Source organism: Streptomyces sp. NPDC087844 (genome assembly GCF_044742785.1).
In the GTDB taxonomy this organism is placed as follows: Bacteria; Actinomycetota; Actinomycetes; order Streptomycetales; family Streptomycetaceae; genus Streptomyces.
In genome coordinates this window covers 73,272-93,648 of record NZ_JBIUVD010000001.1, presented here as the reverse complement: position 1 = coordinate 93,648, position 20,377 = coordinate 73,272, and the positions used below count along the sequence as shown (strand labels likewise).

Annotated in this window: 14 protein-coding genes; 8 read left to right on the top strand and 6 right to left on the bottom strand. The window is 69.7% G+C overall.

What is annotated here, in order from left to right; all coding sequences use genetic code 11:
- Positions 1-128: 128 nt before the first annotated feature.
- Positions 129-2,069, top strand: a complete 1,941-nt coding sequence (gene dnaK, locus ACIOKD_RS00350; RefSeq protein WP_402076447.1) for a molecular chaperone DnaK — start codon at positions 129-131, stop codon at positions 2,067-2,069.
- Positions 2,070-2,177: 108 nt separating this feature from the next.
- Here the strand turns inward: dnaK and ACIOKD_RS00345 are convergent, their stop codons facing one another.
- The gene (locus ACIOKD_RS00345) at positions 2,178-3,041 is read right to left on the bottom strand and encodes a helix-turn-helix domain-containing protein (RefSeq protein ID WP_402076446.1); all 864 of its coding nucleotides are present in this window, start codon (positions 3,039-3,041) and stop codon (positions 2,178-2,180) included.
- A gap of 481 nt (positions 3,042-3,522) precedes the next feature.
- On the opposite strand from ACIOKD_RS00345, the gene ACIOKD_RS00340 reads away from it, so the two are divergent.
- Entirely contained in the window at positions 3,523-3,891 is a 369-nt protein-coding gene (locus ACIOKD_RS00340) for a hypothetical protein (protein ID WP_402077629.1), read from the top strand.
- 7 nt (positions 3,892-3,898) lie between these two features.
- Here ACIOKD_RS00340 and ACIOKD_RS00335 read toward each other — a convergent pair whose 3' ends face one another.
- Positions 3,899-4,810, bottom strand: a complete 912-nt coding sequence (locus ACIOKD_RS00335; RefSeq protein ID WP_402076445.1) for a helix-turn-helix domain-containing protein — start codon at positions 4,808-4,810, stop codon at positions 3,899-3,901.
- Between the two features lie 155 nt (positions 4,811-4,965).
- Between ACIOKD_RS00335 and ACIOKD_RS00330 the strand changes: the two genes are divergently transcribed.
- Both ACIOKD_RS00330 and ACIOKD_RS00325 read left to right on the top strand, forming a co-directional pair.
- A complete protein-coding gene (locus ACIOKD_RS00330) occupies positions 4,966-5,271 on the top strand; it encodes a 4a-hydroxytetrahydrobiopterin dehydratase (RefSeq protein ID WP_402076444.1) in 306 nt (101 codons plus the stop codon).
- Entirely contained in the window at positions 5,268-6,023 is a 756-nt protein-coding gene (locus ACIOKD_RS00325) for a class I SAM-dependent methyltransferase (protein ID WP_402076443.1), read from the top strand. The genes ACIOKD_RS00330 and ACIOKD_RS00325 overlap by 4 nt, the downstream gene beginning before the upstream one ends.
- Positions 6,024-6,433: 410 nt before the next feature.
- Here the strand turns inward: ACIOKD_RS00325 and ACIOKD_RS00320 are convergent, their stop codons facing one another.
- Positions 6,434-6,913, bottom strand: a complete 480-nt coding sequence (locus ACIOKD_RS00320; RefSeq protein ID WP_402076442.1) for a hypothetical protein — start codon at positions 6,911-6,913, stop codon at positions 6,434-6,436.
- 63 nt (positions 6,914-6,976) lie between these two features.
- Between ACIOKD_RS00320 and ACIOKD_RS00315 the strand changes: the two genes are divergently transcribed.
- Both ACIOKD_RS00315 and ACIOKD_RS00310 read left to right on the top strand, forming a co-directional pair.
- The gene (locus tag ACIOKD_RS00315) at positions 6,977-7,939 is read left to right on the top strand and encodes a helix-turn-helix transcriptional regulator (RefSeq protein WP_402076441.1); all 963 of its coding nucleotides are present in this window, start codon (positions 6,977-6,979) and stop codon (positions 7,937-7,939) included.
- A 92-nt stretch (positions 7,940-8,031) separates the two neighbouring features.
- Positions 8,032-9,903, top strand: a complete 1,872-nt coding sequence (locus ACIOKD_RS00310) for a rhamnogalacturonan lyase (RefSeq protein ID WP_402076440.1) — start codon at positions 8,032-8,034, stop codon at positions 9,901-9,903.
- Positions 9,904-10,026: 123 nt separating this feature from the next.
- Here the strand turns inward: ACIOKD_RS00310 and ACIOKD_RS00305 are convergent, their stop codons facing one another.
- From ACIOKD_RS00305 to ACIOKD_RS00295, 3 genes are all read right to left on the bottom strand, one after another.
- Positions 10,027-10,860 carry a PIG-L family deacetylase gene (locus ACIOKD_RS00305; RefSeq protein ID WP_402076439.1) on the bottom strand — a complete coding sequence of 278 codons (834 nt, stop codon included), beginning with the start codon at positions 10,858-10,860 and terminating at the stop codon, positions 10,027-10,029.
- Between the two features lie 315 nt (positions 10,861-11,175).
- A complete protein-coding gene (locus tag ACIOKD_RS00300; protein WP_402076438.1) occupies positions 11,176-13,848 on the bottom strand; it encodes a cellulose binding domain-containing protein in 2,673 nt (890 codons plus the stop codon).
- A gap of 228 nt (positions 13,849-14,076) precedes the next feature.
- A complete protein-coding gene (locus tag ACIOKD_RS00295; RefSeq protein WP_402076437.1) occupies positions 14,077-16,989 on the bottom strand; it encodes a glycoside hydrolase family 48 protein in 2,913 nt (970 codons plus the stop codon).
- A gap of 509 nt (positions 16,990-17,498) precedes the next feature.
- Here ACIOKD_RS00295 and ACIOKD_RS00290 point away from each other — a divergent pair.
- Both ACIOKD_RS00290 and ACIOKD_RS00285 read left to right on the top strand, forming a co-directional pair.
- On the top strand, positions 17,499-19,220 hold the full coding sequence (locus ACIOKD_RS00290) for a glycoside hydrolase family 6 protein (RefSeq protein WP_402076436.1): 1,722 nt from the start codon (positions 17,499-17,501) through the stop codon (positions 19,218-19,220).
- A gap of 160 nt (positions 19,221-19,380) precedes the next feature.
- Positions 19,381-20,298 (top strand): class I SAM-dependent methyltransferase, encoded by a 918-nt coding sequence (locus ACIOKD_RS00285; RefSeq protein ID WP_402076435.1) that lies wholly within the window; start codon positions 19,381-19,383, stop codon positions 20,296-20,298.
- The last annotated feature ends 79 nt before the right edge of the window (positions 20,299-20,377 follow it).

The window sequence follows — 20,377 nt, the reverse complement described above, 5'->3', positions numbered from 1 at the left end:
ATTGACAGCCTCGCACTCAAGTTTTCTGATGGAACGCGGTGATGGAACGCGGTGATGGACCGTGGTGGGGGAACGCGGGACGGAACGCCGGACGGAACGCGGCAGAACCTGGGCGGAAGGGGACGGACATGGCACGTGCGGTCGGGATCGACCTCGGTACCACGAACTCGGTGGTCGCCGTACTGGAAGGGGGTGAGCCCACGGTCGTGGCCAATGCCGAGGGCGCGCGCACGACCCCGTCGGTGGTGGCCTTCGCCAAGAACGGTGAGGTGCTCGTCGGAGAGGTCGCCAAGCGGCAGGCCGTGACGAACATCGAGCGGACCGCGCGTTCCGTCAAACGCCATATGGGGGAGCCGACCTGGCGCTTTCCCGGCGGTGACGGCGGCTCGATCGACGGCACCCGCTACCGCGCGCAGGAACTCTCCGCGCGTGTGCTGCAGAAACTGAAGCGGGACGCCGAGGCGTATCTCGGCGAGGACGTCACGGAAGCCGTGATCACGGTCCCCGCCTACTTCGACGACACCCAGCGCCAGGCCACCAAGGAGGCCGGCGAGATCGCGGGCCTGAGCGTCCTGCGGATCATCAACGAGCCGACGGCCGCGGCCCTGGCGTACGGACTCGACCGCGGTGAGGAGCAGACCGTCCTCGTCTTCGACCTGGGCGGCGGCACCTTCGACGTCTCCCTCCTGGAGATCGGCGACGGCGTCATCGAGGTCAAGGCCACCAACGGCGACACCCAACTGGGCGGCGACGACTGGGACCAGCGGGTCGTCGAGCACCTCGTCACACGTTTCAAGGGCCAGTACGGCATCGACCTCGCCCAGGACAAGATGGCGCTGCAGCGGCTGCGGGAAGGCGCGGAGAGAGCCAAGATCGAGCTGTCCTCGTCCACCGAGACGACCATCAACCTGCCCTACATCACCGCGACCGGTGACGGCCCGCTGCACCTCGACGAGAAGCTGACGCGCGCCCAGTTCCAGGAGCTGACCGCGGACCTGCTCGAACGCTGCAAGGCCCCCTTCCACCAGGCGGTCAAGGACGCCGGGGTGAAACTGTCGGCGGTCGACCACGTCATCCTCGTCGGCGGCTCCACCCGGATGCCCGCGGTGACCGAGGTGGTCAAGGAACTCACCGGCAAGGACCCGCACAAGGGCGTCAACCCGGACGAGGTCGTGGCACTCGGCGCGGCGCTCCAGGCGGGAATCATCCGCGGCGACGTGAAGGACGTCCTGCTCCTCGACGTCACCCCGCTGTCCCTGGGCATCGAGACCAAGGGTGGCATCATGACCAAGCTCATCGAACGCAACACGACCATTCCCACCCGGCGTTCGGAGATCTTCACCACCGCCACGGACAATCAGCCGTCCGTCGGCATCCAGGTCTTCCAGGGCGAACGCGACATCGCCGCCTACAACAAGAAGCTGGGCGTCTTCGACCTCACCGGGCTGCCGCCCTCGCCGCGCGGGCTGCCGCAGATCGAGGTCGCCTTCGACATCGACGCCGACGGGATCATGCACGTCTCGGCGAAGGACCTCGCCACCGGGCGCGAGCAGAAGATGACCGTCACGGGCGGCTCCGCGCTCGCCAAGGACGACATCGACCGCATGATGCGCGAGGCCGAGCAGTACGCCGACGAGGACCGCGAACGCCGCCAGGCCGCCGAGACCCGTAACCAGGCCGAGCAACTCGTGTACCAGACCGAGAAGTTCATCCGCGACAACGAGGAGCGGGTCCCTGCCGACATCAGGACGGAGGTCGAGACCGTGATCACCGAACTGCAGGCACTCCTGAACGACCGGGACGGCACCGACACGAACGCCCTGCGCACCGGCGCCGAGAAACTCGCCACCGTCAGCCAGAGGATGGGCCAGGCCATGTACGCCCAGGCCCAGCAGTCACCCCCACAGGACCAGCCCGGCACCGAGCAGTCCGGCACCGACCAGTCCGGCACCGACCAGTCCGGCACCGACCAGTCCGGCCCGGCGGACGAGGAGAGCGTGGTGGACGCGGAGATCGTGGACGAGGACGCCACTCCCAAGGACACCGGCACGAAGGACACCTCAGCTTGAGGGAATAGGCGCACCCCCACTGCCAAGGGGTGCGCGGAACCGCGCGCTCAGCCCAGGACGACCATCAGTCGGCGAACAAGCTCCCAAGCCCCCTGGGCGGAGCCCTGCTCAGAAATCCGCCCGGCGCGCCAGAATCATCTCCCTGGTCCGCTGGGCGGAAGCCGCACCGGTCGCCATGTGGTCCAGCACCTCCAGATGCGCGGCCACCTCCTTACGGGAGTCGAGATACAGCGCGCCGGTCAGATACTCCGTGTACACCATGTCCGGCAGTTCGGGCTCCGCGAACCGGAACAGCACGAACGGCGCGTACGTTCCCGGGTGCGGACCGGCCGAGAACTCGGCGATCTGCAGCGTGATGTGGTCGTTCTCGACGACCGCGAGGAGGTGGTCCAGCTGGTCCGCCATCACCTCGGAACGGATACTGACCGGCCGCTGCAGGACCGTTTCCTCCATGATCACCCACAGGTGCGGCGGACGTTCCCCGGTGAGCAGCTTCTGCCGGGCCATCCGCAGGGACACATGGCGTTCGATCTCCTCGGTCCCCGTCTGCCCGACCGTGCCCGCCTCCAGGACGGCGCGCGCGTACCCCTCGGTCTGCAGCAGGCCGGGCACGAAGTGCGGCTCGTACGAGCGGATGATCGAGGCGGCGCCCTCCAGGCTGACGTACAGGCTGAACCAGTCCGGCAGGACGTCGTGGAAGCGCTGCCACCAGCCGGGCTCGTTCGCCTCCTCGACCAGCCGGACGAAGGCCGCCGTCTCCTCGTCGCCCACTCCGTACGTCGACAGGAGCACCTGGACGTACGGAATCTTCAGCGCGACCTCGGCCATCTCCATCCGCCGGACGGTCGCGGGCGCCACCCGCAGGATCCGCGCGGCCTCGTCCCGCTTCAGGCCGGACGTCTCACGCAGTTCCTGGAGCCGTCTGCCCAGTACTACCTGCCCCACGGTCGGCGCAGGCCGCCTCTCACTCACGCCGCGCCTCCCCGAGCCCCGAACATGGCCAGAAGTGTGCCACGTTCCCGCGAAAGCCTCACCGGATCCCCTCACCCGGTCCGGAGTGTCGGCATTACGTCCCGGGTAATCGACTGCCCCTCGCTGCGCACGGCATGGTGGTCGTACTGGTTCCCGGGCCGGCGCACTCCGGCCCGGGGACCGGGTCCCACCAGCCGGAACCGACCTCGACGGAGGGTGATCCGCCATGTCCGCAGCCCAGCTCGCCGTACTAGGGCGTGTTTCGAAAGTAGCGTCGTCCGCCCGGAGGGCGGGCCCGGCGGCGTCAGGTGCGTGCTCTCGGCGTGCCGGGCGCAGACCCTCGTACTGGACGTACTTGGGTTTGCGCCCGGTGCGGTGAGTGGGGGTCCCCCCGGCCGAAGGCTGGGGGAGCGTGCATGGCGTCGCCGGGCAGACGGGACTTTCGAAACACGCCCTAGCCCGCACCACCGAACCGCAGACGATGCTGCGCCGCTTCCTGGCCCTCGACGCGGTGGTGACGGGCGCGAACGGCGTCGCCTACCTCGTCGCGTCCGGCCCGCTGGGCAGGCAGCTCGGCGTCGACCCGGGCCTGCTGCTCGCACTGGGCCTGCTCCTGACGGCGTACGCGGCGGCCGTCGCCCTGGTGGCCTCGCGCCCCGTGCCGCCCATCCTGCCCGTACGGGCCGTGATCGAGGTCAACCTCGCCTGGGTGGCCCTGAGTCTCGTCGCGCTCGCCCTGTGGCTGTCGCCGACCACTGCCGGAGCGGTGTGGATACCGGTGCAGGCGCTGACCGTGCTGGCGTTCGCGCTGGTGCAGTACGCGGCGCTGCGGGCCCGCGGGCGAGGCTGATGATCCGTCAGAGCAGCAGCGAGTGCAGGTACTTCGCCGTCGCCGGGTCGGCCGGGAGCAGCGTCTCGATGGCCAGCTCGGCGACCGTCACGTCCATCGGTGTGTTGAACGTGGAGATGGACGAGATGAAGGACAGCACCCGCCCCTCGTGCTCGATCCGCATCGGCAGCGCGAAGTAGGGGACCGGTTGGGCGGGCTCCTCGTCGAGCGCCACGGAGTCAGCTGCCGAAGAGCTCGCTGCGGGCGAACCCGTCTCCGCGGACGGGGTGGCGGGCGGAGCCGGATAGGCGGCCACCTCCTCGTACAGCGCGCGCAGTGGCTGTGAGCGGCGCAGGGCGATGTCCCGTTCCATCTGGGCCAGCAGATGGCCGCGCCACTCGCGCAGATTGCGGATCCTGGGTGCCAGGCCCTCGGGGTGCAGCGTCAGGCGCATCGCGTTCAGTGGAGGTTCGAGCAGGTGCTCGGGGACGCTGCCGAGCAGCATCAGGATGCCCTGGTTGGCGGCGACCACGTTGTACGTGGCGTCCACGACCAGCGCCGGATAGGGCTCGTAGCCCTGGATCAGCCGCTCCACCCCCTCCCGCAGCGCGTCGAGCGCCGGATCGTCCAGCGGGGTCTCCGGGTAGTGCGGCGCGTAACCGGCGGCCAGCAGAAGGGAGTTGCGGTCCCGCACCGGTACGTCCAGGTGCTCGGCGAGCCGCAGCACCATCTCCTCGCTCGGCCGGGAGCGGCCCGTCTCGACGAAGCTGATGTGCCGCGCCGACGACCCCGCCCGCAGCGCCAGCTCCAGCTGACTCACCCGGCGCTGCTCCCGCCAGCCGCGCAGCAGCGGACCGACTCCCTTGTCGGCGGCGGGCACACCGCCCCGCGCACCGGCGGACACGCTGACGGACCCGGAGGTGTGCGCGGATCTGGTCATGCCCCGACCGTAGTCGATGCGCCCACACGGGTCGATGTGCGCCCATGAGGCCGAATGCCGCCTTCGTCACCCGCCGGGGCCCGCCTGACCAGGGACGGGGGGAGCGCGACTGTGGCAGGCTGAGCGGATCCGGACGCCATGGAAGGAGCGCGGTCATGCCCCTCGAACCGTTGTCGCAGAAGGAGATCGAGGACCGGCTCGCGGAACTGCCCGGCTGGTCCCTGGACGGAGACAGGATCTCCCGCTCCTACCGGCTGGGCTCGCACTTCGCCGCGGTCGCCCTGGTCGTGCACATCGCCCAGGTGCAGGAGGAACTTGACCACCACTCGGACCTCACGCTCGGCCACCACACCGTCTTGCTCACCGTGCACACGCACAGCGTCGGCGGCGCCGTCACCGAGAAGGACTTCGAGCTGGCCGGCCGGGTCGAGGAGCTGAGCACCGGGCACGGCGCGCGGTGAGCACCCTGGTCTTCGACTACGACGAGGAGGCCGAGCGGTACGACGCGTTGCGGGGCGGCGAACCCCGTGCCGCGGCGGCTGCCGAGGCCGTTCTCGGGCTGCTCCCCGACGGCGCCGGCACCCTCCTGGATGTCGCCTGCGGCACCGGTACCGTGACCCGCCGGCTCCTGTCGGCCGGTCTCGACGTGACGGGCGCCGACGCCGCGTACGGCATGCTGAGCAGGGCCGCCGAGCGAGTGCCGGGCCGTGTCGTACACGCCGACGCCCGTCAACTCCCCTTTCCCGACGGATCGTTCGACGCCGTCTCGGCGATCTGGCTGCTGCACCTCCTGGACGACGCGGACCGGGTCGTCGCCGAGGCGGCCCGGGTGCTGCGTCCCGGCGGCGTCCTCGTCACCACCGTCGACAAGGCGGCCTCGCACGACGTGGGCAGCGACATCGACGCCGTGATGGCACCGCGTCCCCGCCGCGCCGCCCGGGACCGCTCCGACCTCGTGGCCTCGTACGCCGGCCGGCACGCCCTGCTCCCGGCGGGACGGGCGGACTTCCCCGGCCGCGGTCAGGGCCGGACCCCGCTCCGGGCGGCGGCCGACGTGCGCCGCGGCTGGTACACACTGCTGCCGCCCGGCGAACCGCTCACCGAGCAGCTCGCGTCCCGGCTGGAACAACTCCCGGACCAGCATGTCCCGCGCCCCGAACCGCGGTTCAGACTGCGAGCGTTCCGGAAGGCCGGGACCACCGCGGCCGACTGAGCGTCCCGACGGGTGCCCCCCGACCCAGCTGCCCAGCCACGACGTCACACGGCCCACCAAGGAACACCTGCTCCCACCGGGCCGAACCCTCACCCCCTCAGGCGCGCGAGGAACCGCGCGAGCAACCCCTACCGGCCCGCAGCCGACACCGGGGCCGAACCCTCACCCCCTCAGGGGCGCGAGGAACCGCGCGAGCAACCCCCACCGGCCCGTAGCCGACATCGGGGCCGAACCCTCACCCCCTCAGGCGCGCGAGGAACCGCGCGACCAACCCCCACCGGCCCGCAGCCGACACCGGGGCCGAACCCTCACCCCCTAGGGGCGCGAGGAACCGCGCAACCAACCCCCACCGGCCCGCAGCCGACATCCCGGCTCAGCGAGGACCAAGAAGTCGAAGTCGTGCGGTGTGCTCATGAGCGGTCCCCCGTCGTGCCCTCGGGAAGGCAGTCGCCCAGGTAGGCATCGAGGTCGGGCGCGCCGGGCGCGAGCATGTGCCGCACCCAGGCGTCGCGTTCGTGCAGGATCGGCGGCAGTTCCCAGACGCAGCCGATCCACGGCCGGTCCAGCGTGATGAAGTGCGTGGGTACGCGATCCGGGCAGCCCAGCACGGGCTGCCCGGCCGTGGCGGCCCCGAAGTGCAGGACGTTGTCCCACACCCAGCTGTACGCGTTGAGGTAGGCGCCGTCGTCGCCGCCCCGGTGCAGCACGACGAACGTGGCGGGCGGTGTGCCGTCCGCCTCCGGGAGCAGCTTCGGCAGCATCGCGTACGCCGCCTCCTCGACGTCGGGCGCGATGCCCGCCGGGTCGGCGGTGACGTGGTAGCGCTTGATCCACCGGCCCGCCACCTCGATGGGAGGCGGCACGGTCAGCAGTTTCTCTTCGAAGGTCATGGAGGGGACGCTAGGTCCGCTTCACTGACATCTTCTGTCAGTGAAGCCTGGCATTCTGGGGCGATGAAGTCGGCCCGTCTCGTCTCGATCCTCCTGCTGCTCCAGACCAGGGGCCGGATGACCGCCGCCGCCCTCGCCGAGGAGCTGGAGGTCTCGGTGCGCACGGTCTACCGGGACGTCGAGGCGCTGAGCGAGGCCGGTGTCCCGCTGTACGGCGACGCGGGTCACGCGGGCGGCTACCGGCTTCTCGACGGCTACCGCACCCGCCTGACCGGCCTCACCGCGGGCGAGGCCGAGGCCCTGTTCCTCGCGGGCGTGCCGGGCCCGGCCGCCGAGCTGGGGCTCGGCCCGCTGCTGGCCGCCGCCCAGCTCAAGGTACGTGCCGCACTGCCGAGGGAGCTGCGCGAGCACGCCGACCGCATCAGCGGCCGCTTCCACCTGGACGCGCCGGGCTGGTACGCGGACGCCGACAACGGCGCGGCCCCGTACCTGCCGGCCGTCGCCGACGCCGTCTGGAACAGCAGGGTCCTGCACGTCCTGTACCGCCGCTGGCGCGAGCCGACCGACGTCCGGCGCCGCCTGGAACCGTACGGCCTGGTCCTCAAGGCGGGCCGCTGGTACGTCGTCGCGGGCCCGGGGCCGCGTACGTTCCGGGTCGACCAGATCCTCGAACTGGCGGCGTCCGGGGAGGAGTTCACCCGTCCGGACGGGTTCGACCTCGACGCGTACTGGACCGGGTACCAGCGGGACTTCCACGACCGTCTGCGCCGGGCGGAGGCGGTGGTCAGGCTCGCCCCCGGCACGCGCCTCACCGGGCCGGCGGGTGACGCCGTGCGCGCCGACGGCGTACCGGACAAGGAGGGGTGGACCCGGGCCACCGTACCCATCGAGTCCGTCGAGCACGCCCACGCCGAGTTCCTGCGCCTGGGTACGGGTGTGGAGGTGCTGGAACCGGCCGAGCTGCGGGAACGCATCGCGGCGACGGTCACCGCACTCGCCCGCACCTATGCGCGGAGCGGAGTATAGAGAGCGCTTACCCCAACACGGCAACTCCCCTGCCCGCAGCGGCGACTGAGGTAGCAGAACCCGTCTGCCCCCTCCCAGGGAGGTACCCCACCGTGCAGCACCCGCATCGCAGACGCAGCAGGACCCGTCTCCTCCTCTCCACCGTGCTCGCCGGCGCCCTCGCCGCCGCCGGACTCACCACGCTCACCGCCACGCCCGCCCAGGCGGCGACCGCCCGCCAGGTCGAGAAGCTCGACCGGGGCGTCGTCAGCGTCCACACCGACGCGGGCAACCTGGTCAGCTGGCGCTGGCTCGGCACCGACCCGAACGACGTGTCGTTCAACGTCTACCGGGCGGGTACGAAGGTCAACTCGACCCCGGTCACCGGCTCGACGAACTACTTCCACTCCGCCGGGCCCGCCCAGGCCGACTACACCGTCCGCGCGGTCGTGGGAGGCGTCGAGCAGAGCGACTCCGTGCACGCGATCCAGTTCCGCACCGGGTACATGGACGTACCGATCAGCCCGCCCGCCGGTGGCACGTCCCCCGACGGTGTCGCGTACACCTATGAGGCCAACGACGCCTCGGTCGGCGACCTCGACGGCGACGGCGCGCTCGACTTCGTCCTGAAGTGGCAGCCCACCAACGCCAAGGACAACTCGCAGTCCGGGTACACCGGCAACACGATCATCGACGGAGTCAAGCTCGACGGTACCCGGCTGTGGCGTATCGACCTCGGGCGCAACATCCGCTCGGGCGCGCACTACACACAGTTCCAGGTGTACGACTACGACGGCGACGGCAAGGCCGAGGTGGCCGCGAAGACCGCCGACGCCACGGTCGACGGAACGGGCGCGGTCATCGGCAGCTCCTCCGCCGACCACCGCAACTCCAGCGGTTATGTGCTCTCCGGGCCCGAGTACCTGACCATGTTCAACGGTCAGACGGGCAAGGCGATGGGGACGGTGGACTACGTTCCGGCGCGCGGCACGGTCTCGTCGTGGGGCGACTCGTACGGCAACCGCGTGGACCGGTTCCTCGCGGGCACCGCCTACCTCGACGGCGCCCGGCCCTCGCTCATCATGGCGCGCGGTTACTACACGCGCTCGGTGATCGCGGCCTGGGACTGGCGGGGCGGCGCGTTCACCCGCCGCTGGACCTTCGACTCCAGCTCGTCGACCAACACCGGCAAGGGTTTCGACGGGCAGGGTTCGCACAGCCTGTCCGTCGGGGACGTCGACAACGACGGCAAGGACGAGATCGTCTACGGGGCGATGGCCGTCGACGACAACGGCAACGGCCTGTGGACCACGAAGACGGGACACGGCGACGCCCAGCACCTGGGCGACCTCGACCCGGGGACCTCGGGCCTCGAATACTTCAAGGTCTCCGAATCCACGTCCCAGCCCGCCGAGCTGTACATCAACCCGGCCAGCGGCGCGATCCGCTGGCAGCTCGCCGCCTGCTGCGACAACGGCAGGGGAGTGGCGGGAGACATCTACGCGGGCAACGACGGCGCGGAGGTCTGGTCCTCCTCCGACACCTCCATCCGCGACGAGGCGGGTGCCACCAAGGGCCGCGAACCGTCCTCCGCCAACTTCCTGTCCTGGTGGGACGGCGACACCACGCGCGAACTCCTCGACGGCACCCACATCGACAAGTACGGCACGTCCGCCGACACCCGCCTGCTGACCGGCGCCTCCGTCCACTCCAACAACGGCACCAAGGCGACGCCGGCCCTCTCGGGCGACCTGTTCGGGGACTGGCGCGAGGAGGTCGTCTGGGCGACGAGCGACAACACGGCCCTGCGCGTCCACTCCACCCCGACGGAGACCACCACGAAAATCACGACCCTGCTGCACGACACGATGTACCGCACGGGCATCGCATGGCAGAACACCGCCTACAACCAGCCCCCACACCCCAGCTTCTTCATCGGCAACGGCATGCCGACGGCACCACGGCCGACGGTCTACACGCCGTGACCTGCTGAAAGGAGCCCGGAGACGAGGCCGGAGACGAGGCCGGAGACAAGGCCCGGAGACGAGGCCCGGAGACAAGAGAGAGGCGGCCGTCCCAGCTCGTGGGACGGCCGCCCTCTCCCGTGCTCAGCGCAGTCCGGCGAAGAGATCGTTCTCGGGCAGGGCCGCGCCGGTGGTGTCCCGGACGCGCGAGAAGGTCTCCATGCCCATCAGCTCGCCGAACCTCTCCTTGCCCATCTTGAGGAAGAAGATGTTCTCGCCCTGACTGGCGTGCGCGGCCAGCGAGTCGTACTTCTGACTGCTGAACGCGGTGGTGTCCACCCACGTGCTGATCTCGTCGTCGGGCAGACCGATCTCGGCCATCGCGGCGACCTCGGCGGGATCCGGCTCGGGCATGTCCTCATTGAACTCGCGCATGACCGCACCGAACTGCTGCATGACCGAGCGGGGCACCGTGGTCCAGTACACCTTGGGCGTCAGCGTGGTCATCTCCAGCGCCGCCATCGTGATGCGGTGGGCCTGGATGTGGTCGGGGTGGCCGTAGAAGCCGTTCTCGTCGTAGGTGACGACCACGTCGGGCCGGTAGTGCCGCATGAGGTCCGCGAGCCGGGTCGCGCTCTCCTGTACGGGGGTCCGCCAGAAGGATCCGGGGGCGTCGTTGCTCGGCCAGCCCATCATCCCGGAGTCGGCATGGTCCAGCGTCTCCAGATCGCTGATCTTCAGGACGTCACAGCTCTCCTGGAGTTCTCGCCGGCGCATCTGGACGACGGCCGCCGGATCATGTCCGGGATCGCCCGGCTTGACGCCTCCCGGCCCGTCACCGCAACCGCCGTCGGTACAGGTCACGAGCACCGTGCGGATGCCTTCCGCCGCGTACCGCGCGAGGACTCCTCCGGTTGTGGTGGCCTCGTCGTCGGGGTGGGCGTGCACTGCCATCAGCGTCAAGGGCCGGTCAGTCATGAAAAAGTCCTCCTGCGAAATACACCATGGTCCGGGTGCGCGGCGAGTGTGCCACGATCCCGGGGCCCGGATCCTGGCGGGGGCGGACGGCCTGGTGGTCTCCGTGTTCCCTGCCCGCGCGGCGCCGGTGCCTCGGTCGGTGCAACAGCGCCGACCGCACCGCCTGTTCCCGGCACGGCCGCCCGGCCTTCGAGGCGTGGCCGTGCTGCTGCGCACGAGGTACCGACGCGACACCGCATGTCATGTGCCGCGGAGCACGCGAGGAGGGCGCGGATCCCATCGGGTCCGCGCCCTCCCGTTCGTCCGGCCCGGGTGTCAGGTCACCGAGCAGGACTGGTCACCGAGCCTGAACGCCGTCGGCTTGCTGTTCGACCCCGACCAGCTGCCCGTGAGGCCGAAACCCACGGACGAACCGGCCGCCACGTTCGCGTTCCAGCTCACGTTCTTCGTCGTGACCGCCGTTCCGGATTGGTTGTGTTCCGCGTTCCACACCTGGGTGACGGTCTGGCCGTCGGTGAAGGACCAGCCCACTGCCCACCCCGTCCAGGCGGTCGTGCCGGTGTTGGCGAGCTGGACGTCCGCCTGGAAGCCGCCCGACCACTGGTTGGTGATCTTGTAGGTGACCGCGCAGGCGCCGGTCGGCGTCGGATCCGTACCGCCGCCGCCGTCACCGCCGCCCACGTCGGACGAGTCGCCGTAGATGACACCGCGCCCGTTCGTCGACACGTACACGCGCCCGTAGACGCGCGGGTCGCCGGTGATGGCCGCGCCCGTCCAGCCCCACTGGTGGGCGTCGTCGTTGATACGGGTCCAGGTGGCGCCCTTGTCCGTGGAGCGGAAGACGCCCCGGACGCCACCGATTTTCGCGCTCGTGTAGAGCGTCTGGTACGAGGCGCCGGTCGCCGCCTTGCCGAAGCCGATCGTGTCCGCCTGCTCGACGCCCGACAGCTTGGTGAAGGTCGCGCCGGAGTCCGTGGAGTGCCACAGTCCGTACGCACCGTCGCTCGCCCCGCCCGCCAGCCAGACGTCACCCTTCGTGCCGGGCAGCGCCTTGAACCGTACGCTGTCGCCGCTCGGCAGTCCGGTCGCCGAGGAGGCCGTGAAGGTCGCGCCGCCGTCCGAACTGACGTAGAACTTGCCGGACTTGAAGCCGTAGAAGGTCTTCGGGTCGACCCGGTCCGACTCCACGATCGCGCCGGCCGGTATGCCGCTCGACGCCGACCACGACGTACCGAACCCGGTCGCGTGGTGCACGCCCGCACCCGCCGGACTCCACACGAACCCGCTTCCGTCGGAGGCCGCCGCGACCGTGCCGCCGCCGCTCACCCCCGAAGGGTCGGTGCCCGCGAACCAGTTGGCGCCGTTGTCCGTGGAGAACGCCACGTGCGGACCCGAGTCGAGGTTGCCTGCACGCACCACGATGCCCGGATTCGACTCCGCGAAGTCGAGGCTGGTCGTGCTGGTGAAGTTCGGCGAGGTGAACATCATGGACGGGACCTTGGTGAGGTCCGTGTGCCGGAAGCCACCGATGTCACCGAGTGCGCTGAGGAGTTGGGCGCCACCGGACGGGGGAGCGGCCAGGTCGTTGACCGCCGTCTCCTCCAGACCCTGGACCATCGGCTTGATGGTGAACTGACCGCCGCTGTCCCACTGCCCCAGATTCTCCGTGCCGTAGATCGTCGCCCCCGTCCCGTACATCATCCGGGCCGAGTTGAACGGATCGATCTCCAACGCCTCGGTCATCCAGCCGAGTTTGGGCGTCTGCTCGGGCGGCGACGGATTGGCGCCCCAGGTCAGCCACGGCGCGGACGACACGTCCATGGTGTAGCGGTTCGAGCGGTTGGGGTACGACGTGTAGTCCCAGGCCTTCGTCCAGGTGCCGCCGCTGTCCGTGGAGCGGAAGATCTGGGTGTCCGGCCACCAGGAGCTGTAGGCCGTCGCCATCACCGTGCCCGGTTTCTGCCGGTCGACACTCAGCCCGCTGAAGCCGTAGTAGGTGTCGGCCTCCGCGACCGGGCTGATGTCCGTCCAGGCGCCGGTCGCCGTCGTGTACCGCCAGAGCCGGCCCTTGCCGCCGTCGTACGGGCCGCCCTTGTCGCTGTAGGCCAGGTAGAGGTAGCCGTTCGTCGCGTCCAGTACGCCCTTGTGGGCCAGGTACCCGGTCGGCTGTCCGGCGATACGGGACCAGGTCGCGCCCGCGTCGGTCGAACGGTAGACGGCGTTGTCCTTGTCGGCGACCCCGACGTAGATGGTCTTCGTGGCATCGGTGCCCGTACTGCTCGACTCGTCGAAGGTGACCCAGGCGATGCCCTGGTTGTCGGAGGCGTACCCACTGGTGTCGGTCGCGTCCTGCACGTAGTTGCCGACGTTCGGGAAGTTCGTCACCTGCGACCAGGACGCCCCGGAGTCGGTGGACCGCCACAGCCCCTTGCCGCTCGGCGCGCCCAGATACAGCACGCTGTTCCTGTGGGGGTCGACAGCGAGCCGCTCACCCATACCGCGTCCGGGCATGTTGCCGCCCAGTTTGAACGGCAGGTCGGCCTTCAGCCAGGTCGCGCCCCGGTCGGAAGACCTCAGCACGGCCCCGTTCCCCGGGTCCCAGCTGTTCGTGTACGTGCCGACGGCGGCGTACACCTTGCTGGGTGCCACCGCGTCGGAGGCGAGGCTCACGACGCCGGTGTGCCCCCACCGGTCCCAGCCGACCGAGTCGAGCAGCGGCGTCCAGCTCTTCGACGCCTCCTGCCAGCGGTAGGCGCCGCCGATGTCGGTCCTGGCGTACGCGAGGTTCTTCTCGGACCGGTTGAACACGATGCCGGGGACGAAACCGCCCCCGTCGATGCGCGCGTTCTTCCAGGTGTACGTGTCGGCGGCGATGGACACCGCAGGCGCCGCCTTCTCGACGGGCTGCGCGGCCAGCGCGGGAGGCGTACCGGCAAGCAGTCCGGCAGCGAGCCCGAGCACAGCGGTCAGAACGGCTGTTCTTCGCACGGTGACCCTTTCCTTGCGTGGGGGGACGATGACGCGAGGGAGCAGGTGGACCGGACGGCCCCCGGTGCGGTCGGGGGCCGTCCGGTCCGGCGTCCGCGGAGCTCAGGGCGCCCCGCGCCCCTGAGGGGTTCGCCCCTCAGGGGCGCGGGGAACTGCGTGACCAGCCACATCAGGCCCGCAGCCTTAGTACCGCCCGTCCCGCGGAGCGCTACGCGGAGCTCGACGGGGCTATTCGAGAAGCTCCGCGTACGAGCCCATGGCGAGGGCGATATCCGCCTGGGCCCAGAACCGGTGATACGTGAAGGACGGCGCGGCCCCGCCGGCCAGATACGCCTCGATCTTCGACCACGCGGGATCGTCCTCGTAGAACGACCGGATCGAGTCGAACGTCGACGACGAGTTGATGGCGTCACCGTTCGGCATCGTGCCGCTCCACCCGCTCGGCACGTACACCGAGTCGTCGAAGCGGTTGTAGTCGGCGCGGGTCTCCGGGACCGCGATGCCCAGCGCGTCCTGGTTGTTCGCCCACATGCCGTCCAGCAGTGCCTTCGCCGTGGTCCTCGCCTCGGTGTCACCGGACCGGTCGGCGTAGTACGTCAGAGTCTTGGCGTACGCGGCCGCCACCCCGACGTCGTTCGTGTAGTCGGCGACGGTGACATGAAGTCCCGTGTTGGCGCCGGGACTCGACGCGTTCCAGGTGTCGGGCTTGCCCGACCACTGGAGCGTGTTCGGGATCCGGAAGGAGCCGTCCGGGTTGACCGTGGTGTTCGCGAGCGCCCAGTCGACCCACTTGTCGAGGACGAGCTTGGCGTCCGCGTTCCCGGTCTGCTGGTAGTACTCGGCGACCCGCTCCATCGACCACGCCTGGAAGCCGAACCACTGGTTGGACGGCGGGTCGTGGTAGACGGGCTTCTCGTCGTAGAACATGCCGTAGAAGGTCGGCGTCCCGGAGGGCGGTGTCGCGTAGCGGCCCTGCCAGCTGTTGGTGGCACCGCCCGCTATGGCTCCCTCACTGGACTGCAGCCACCGGTAGAACTCCAGCTGCCGGCCCAGGGACTTGGCCCAGTCCGCCTGCCCGGTGGCAGACTTGGGCTTCAGGTCGGCGTAACTGCTGAGCGCGTACGCGGCCAGCGGGTTCTGGTAGCCGCCGTGGGTGTGACTGGAGCCGATGCGCCAGGCCCAGCCGGCCGAGGTGTCGGCCGCGCCGCCCCACGCGTAGTACCAGTTGAGCAGGTAGTGCGAGGAGTCCTTGCCGGTGCCCGCCGGGCAGGTCGACGGCCCCACGCAGTTGCCGATCTTCTTGAAGTACTTGTCGTACATGGAGTAGCGGAGATAGTCACCCATCTTCGCCGCCTTGCCGAGGGTCGCGGACACGTCCGCGCCCTTGCCCTGCGCCTCGGCCCAGATGTCCGCCCAGTACGCGGCCTGCACGGCACGCGCGTCGGCGTCGGGAGCGTTGGTGAACTTCCACTGCTTGGCGTACGAGGCGTCCTTCGTGAACAGGTCCAGGTACCCGTTCGTGCCGCCGTACTTGAAGGCGTCACAGGTGGGCTGCGGCACCGTCTCCCACACCGACTCCTGCGCACCGCGCTGGAAGGTGTTGATGTACGAGGGACCGGTGTCGGCCGGGCCCGCCTCGCACTTGCCCGGCGAGTTGCCGTACCCGTAGACGTTGTCCACGTCCTGCAGCCAGTGCATGCCGTACACGTCGTCCGTGCCGTACGCGCTCTTCAGCTCGGCGGCGATCGGGTCGGGACCCACGGAGACCCCCGAGTCGAGCTGCGCCGGATACTCGTTCGGCGTGTCCAGCTCGGGTGCGTACGTGGCCGGCTTCGAGGCGTTGTAGAACGAGTTGGTCGGCTGGTCGGCGTGGGTGGGGATCATGAACTTCTCCATGATGTCCCAGGCGCCGTTGAACTTCGTCCAGTCGCCCGTCACCTTGCCGTACATGGCCTGCAGCCACAGCAGATAGCTGTACGCCTCGGACGTCGTCTCATGCCCGTGGTCGGGCGCCTCGACGATCAGTGTCTCCACCGAGTGGTACGGGATGCCCTCCGGTGAGAAGTAGCCGTTCGCCGGGTTGGTGATCTTCCCGTAGAGATCCAGGAAGCGGGCGTCGTACTCCTTCGCCGCGGCGAGCTGGGTGACCGTGACCGAGGCCTTCGCGTGCCCGGTGGCCGTCGAGTCGAAGACGGCCGAACCGGTGCCCGTGGCGTTGCCCGTGAGAGTCACCTTCTGCGCGGTGGTCCAGTTCGACGGTGTGAAGGTCAGCGACGCTCCGCCGGTGACGGACAGCCCCGTGTTGCCGCTCGCGCGAGTGGTCGCCACGGTCACGTTCGCCGACGGCTGGGTCGAGAGCTTCACGTCGTACGTGCCCGTCCTGCCCTGCTGCACGCCCAGTTGGGTCGGTGAGACCACCACCGCGGGACCCGAGGCGACCGTGATGCCGACCGGAGTGGACTCCGCCGACGCGCCCAGGCTGTCGTACGCCTTCGCCAGCAACGAATGATTGCCTGCGGTCAAGCCGGAGGCCGAGAGCGAGTACGGCGAGCTGGTGTCGGTGCCCAGCAGGGTCGTGTCGTCATAGAACTCGACCTTGCTGACCGTCGCACCGTCCGCCGCCGCGGCCGTCGCGGCGAGCGGGACCGCCGTCCCCTGGGAGTACACGGCACCCGCCGCGGGGCTGGTCAGCACGGTGATCGGCGGCTGATGGGCGCCCGCGCAGGTCGTGCCGTTGATCGCGAAGGAGGTGGGCGCGGTGTTGGTGCCGCTGTAGGTGAACTGGGCGCCGGTCGTGACGGCCGCCCCGGACGCGATGGTCCCGTTCCAGGACGCGTTCGTCGCGGTGACCGTCTTCCCGGACTGCGACCAGGTGCCGCTCCAGCCGCTGCTGAGTTGCTGGTTGCCCGAGTGGCCGTACGTCAGGGTCCAGCCGCTGATGGCCTCCGTGCCGCGGTTGGTGAGGGTGAGCTCGGCGGTGAATCCGGAGCCCCAGTCATTGGTCCTGTAGTCGACGCTGCACTGAACAGCCGCCGCCTGTGCAGGAGTTGTACCGGTGGTGAGCATGGTCAGCGGGAGGGCGAGGGCCGCCACCACGGCTGTCCACATCCGCCGCGCACGGCGTCTGCGTCTGGGTGCCATGTTCTGGTTCCTCTCCTTGCGGCTCGGAGACGGGGGGAGGAGCAACAAGCCTTGAACCAGTGGGAGCGCTCCCATATTGGAGAGAGGGGTGCAGGGGGTCAAGGTGCTTGAAGAGTCGAAATGATTCGATAGATCAAGAGTGCGACTCCTCTGTCCTTTGCCAACACTTGGCGCTACCTTCGTCCGCACCAGTGGGAGCGGTTCCATCAGTCGACGCGTCGATGACGGCGCGACCGAACTGCAAGGAGTCGCTCATGCGACACCCCCGCGTTCACTCTTCTCAGTGGTCGGCTTTCGGTGGTCGGCGCCAACGCACTCCTTCATCGGCCGCGTCGTGACGTGCTTCGACGTGCCTCGACGTGAGCACTTTCCTGCCCGGTCCGGACCCGGCACACCCGGGACCGCGTCCTCAAGCGGGCTTGCTCTCCCCCCACGACGGCACTTCCACGTCGTTCGGCATCGGGTCGCGTGAGCCTGTGCGCGCCCTCGACGAATAGGACACCCCGCACATGAGCCGTACCAGAACTGCACTTCTCGCGGCGCTGGCGCTGGTCGCCGGGACCGCGGGCGCCGCTGTCGCGGCGATACCCCCGGACGTCGGCGCGGCCGCCGTTCCCTGCACCGTGGAATACAAGGTGCAGAACCAGTGGGACACCGGCTTCACCACGGCGGTGACGGTCACCAACAACAGCACGGCAAAGTCCAGTTGGGCCCTGAAGTGGTCGTACGCCGGCAACCAGAAGGTCACCAGCGGCTGGAACGCCAAGCTCAGTCAGAGCGGTACCGCGGTCACCGCGGCCAGCGAGAGCTACAACGGCGTGCTGGCGACCGGGAGTTCGGTCAGCTTCGGGTTCAACGGGACCTACAGCGGCACCAACGCGCTGCCCACCGCCTTCACCCTCGACGGTGTGACCTGCAACGTCGACGACGGCGGCACGGACCCCACCGACCCCACCGACCCGACCGATCCGGGAACAAGCGCCAGGGTGGACAACCCGTACGCGGGTGCCAAGGTGTACGTGAACCCGGAGTGGAAGGCGAAGGCCACCGCCGAGACCGGCGGCAGCCGTATCGCCAACCAGCCGACCGGTGTGTGGCTCGACCGGATCGCCGCGATCAACGGTGTGAACGGCGGCATGGGCCTGCGCGCCCACCTGGACGCGGCGCTGGCCCAGAAGGGCTCGGACGAACTGGTCGTCCAGCTGGTCGTCTACAACCTGCCCGGCCGTGACTGCGCCGCCCTGGCGTCCAACGGCGAGCTGGGCCCGACGGAGATCGACAAGTACAAGACCCAGTACATCGACCCGATCGCGGCGATCCTCGCCGACACCAAGTACGCGGGTCTGCGCATCGTCACCACGGTCGAGATCGACTCGCTGCCGAACCTCGTCACTAACGTCTCGCCGCGGGCCACCGCCACGGCCAACTGCGACACGATGAAGGCGAACGGCAACTACGTCAAGGGCGTCGGCTACGCGCTGAACAAGCTCGGTGACGTGCCCAACGTCTACAACTACGTGGACGCCGGACACCATGGCTGGCTCGGCTGGGACGACAACTTCGCGCCCTCCGCCGCGCTCTTCAAGGAGGCCGCCTCCGCCGAGGGCGCGACCGTCGCCGACGTGCACGGCTTCATCGTGAACACGGCCAACTACAGCGCCACGAAGGAGGCCTTCTTCACGATCAACGACTCGGTGAACGGGGCATCGGTCCGTACGTCGAAGTGGATCGACTGGAACCGGTACGTCGACGAGCAGTCGTACGCGCAGGCCATGCGCACCCAGCTGGTCTCGATCGGCTTCTCCTCCGGGCTCGGCATGCTGATCGACACCTCCCGCAACGGCTGGGGCGGCACGGCCCGGCCCACCGGACCCGGCGCCACGACCACGGTGGACACGTACGTCGACGGGGGGCGCTACGACCGGCGCATCCACCTCGGCAACTGGTGCAACCAGTCGGGCGCGGGCCTCGGCGAGCGGCCGCAGGCGTCGCCGGCGACCGGGATCGACGCGTACGTGTGGATGAAGCCTCCGGGCGAGTCGGACGGGTCGAGCACCGCCATCCCGAACGACGAGGGCAAGGGCTTCGACCGCATGTGCGACCCGACGTACACCGGTAACCCGCGGAACAACAACAACATGTCGGGGGCGCTGGCGAACGCGCCGCTGTCGGGGCACTGGTTCTCGGCGCAGTTCCAGGAGCTCATGAAGAACGCGTATCCCGCTCTGTGACCTGCGCTTGATCGCGCGGTCACTCGAAAGATCAAAAGATTGCGCCGTTCCCCGCGCCCCTTGGGGGGTGCGGGGAACGTTTGCTGTTCCAGCAAGGTGAGTGGCTGTTTTCGGGAGGGGTGGAGCACGCTGGGGGTACCCGAACGAAAGGCTCGCAGCCATGGCCCACGGTCACGACCAGCACGACGGCGACGGTCACAGCCACTCCCACGCCCACTCGCACTCTCACACCCACACCCACATCGACTTCGCCGAGATGCTTCCGATGCTGGAGCAGGAGGCCGAGCTGTTCAGTCCGCTGTACACGCAGGCGGCGAGCTGGTTGCGGGACACGCGGCCGGATCCCGAGCTGATCGTGGACGCGGGCAGCGGTCCCGGTGTCATCTCCTGTCTGCTCGCCGACACGTTCCCCACCGCCCGGGTCATCGCCGTCGACGGGGCGGAGCCCCTCCTGGAGCGTGCCCTCGAACGTGCCGCCCAGCGGGGGATCGCCGACCGCTTCGGCACGCTGCGGGCCGAGCTGGGTGACGGGCTCGGCGACCTGGAGTACCCGGCCGACCTCCTCTGGGCGAGCAGGTCCCTGCACCACGTCGGCGACCAGCGCGGCGCCCTCGCGGGCTTCGTCGACCGGCTCGCGCCGGGCGGAACCCTCGCACTGCTGGAGGGCGGTCTGCCCTCGCGCTACCTCCCGCGCGACTTCGGCATCGGCCGTCCCGGACTGCAGGCCCGGATGGACGCGGTCGAGCAGGAGTGGTTCGCCCGGATGCGGGCGGAGCTGCCCGGTGCCGTCGTGGAGGACGTCGAGGACTGGCCGGCCCTGCTCTCCGCGGTGGGCCTGCGCCACACCGGAACCCGTACCTTCCTGCTCGACATCCCGGCCCCCGCCTCCGACGAGGCCCGCGCGTTCGTCGCCACCTCCCTCGGCCACCGCCGCGACGGCCTGGCCGAAGGCCTCGACGCCGACGACCGCGCCACCCTCGACCGGCTCCTCGACCCGCAGGACAAGGAGAGCGTGCACCACCGCCCGGACGTGTTCGTGCTCACGGCGCTGACGGTGTATGTCGGGGTGAAGCCGTAACCCGGTCCCCAACCAGGCGTCCCTCGGCCGGTGTTGACATCGAGTGTGCTCCAAGTGATGGACTCCGGGCACCTCGTCG

What these genes read in the sequence shown, in the direction of transcription:
- dnaK (WP_402076447.1), top strand. Translation starts at nt 129, where the DNA reads ATGGCACGTGCGGTCGGGATCGACCTCGGTACCACGAACTCGGTGGTC.
- ACIOKD_RS00340 (WP_402077629.1), top strand. Translation starts at nt 3,523, where the DNA reads ATGCTGCGCCGCTTCCTGGCCCTCGACGCGGTGGTGACGGGCGCGAAC.
- ACIOKD_RS00335 (WP_402076445.1), bottom strand. Translation starts at nt 4,810, where the DNA reads ATGACCAGATCCGCGCACACCTCCGGGTCCGTCAGCGTGTCCGCCGGT.
- ACIOKD_RS00330 (WP_402076444.1), top strand. Translation starts at nt 4,966, where the DNA reads ATGCCCCTCGAACCGTTGTCGCAGAAGGAGATCGAGGACCGGCTCGCG.
- ACIOKD_RS00320 (WP_402076442.1), bottom strand. Translation starts at nt 6,913, where the DNA reads ATGACCTTCGAAGAGAAACTGCTGACCGTGCCGCCTCCCATCGAGGTG.
- ACIOKD_RS00315 (WP_402076441.1), top strand. Translation starts at nt 6,977, where the DNA reads ATGAAGTCGGCCCGTCTCGTCTCGATCCTCCTGCTGCTCCAGACCAGG.
- ACIOKD_RS00305 (WP_402076439.1), bottom strand. Translation starts at nt 10,860, where the DNA reads ATGACTGACCGGCCCTTGACGCTGATGGCAGTGCACGCCCACCCCGAC.
- ACIOKD_RS00295 (WP_402076437.1), bottom strand. Translation starts at nt 16,989, where the DNA reads ATGGCACCCAGACGCAGACGCCGTGCGCGGCGGATGTGGACAGCCGTG.
- ACIOKD_RS00290 (WP_402076436.1), top strand. Translation starts at nt 17,499, where the DNA reads ATGAGCCGTACCAGAACTGCACTTCTCGCGGCGCTGGCGCTGGTCGCC.
- ACIOKD_RS00285 (WP_402076435.1), top strand. Translation starts at nt 19,381, where the DNA reads ATGGCCCACGGTCACGACCAGCACGACGGCGACGGTCACAGCCACTCC.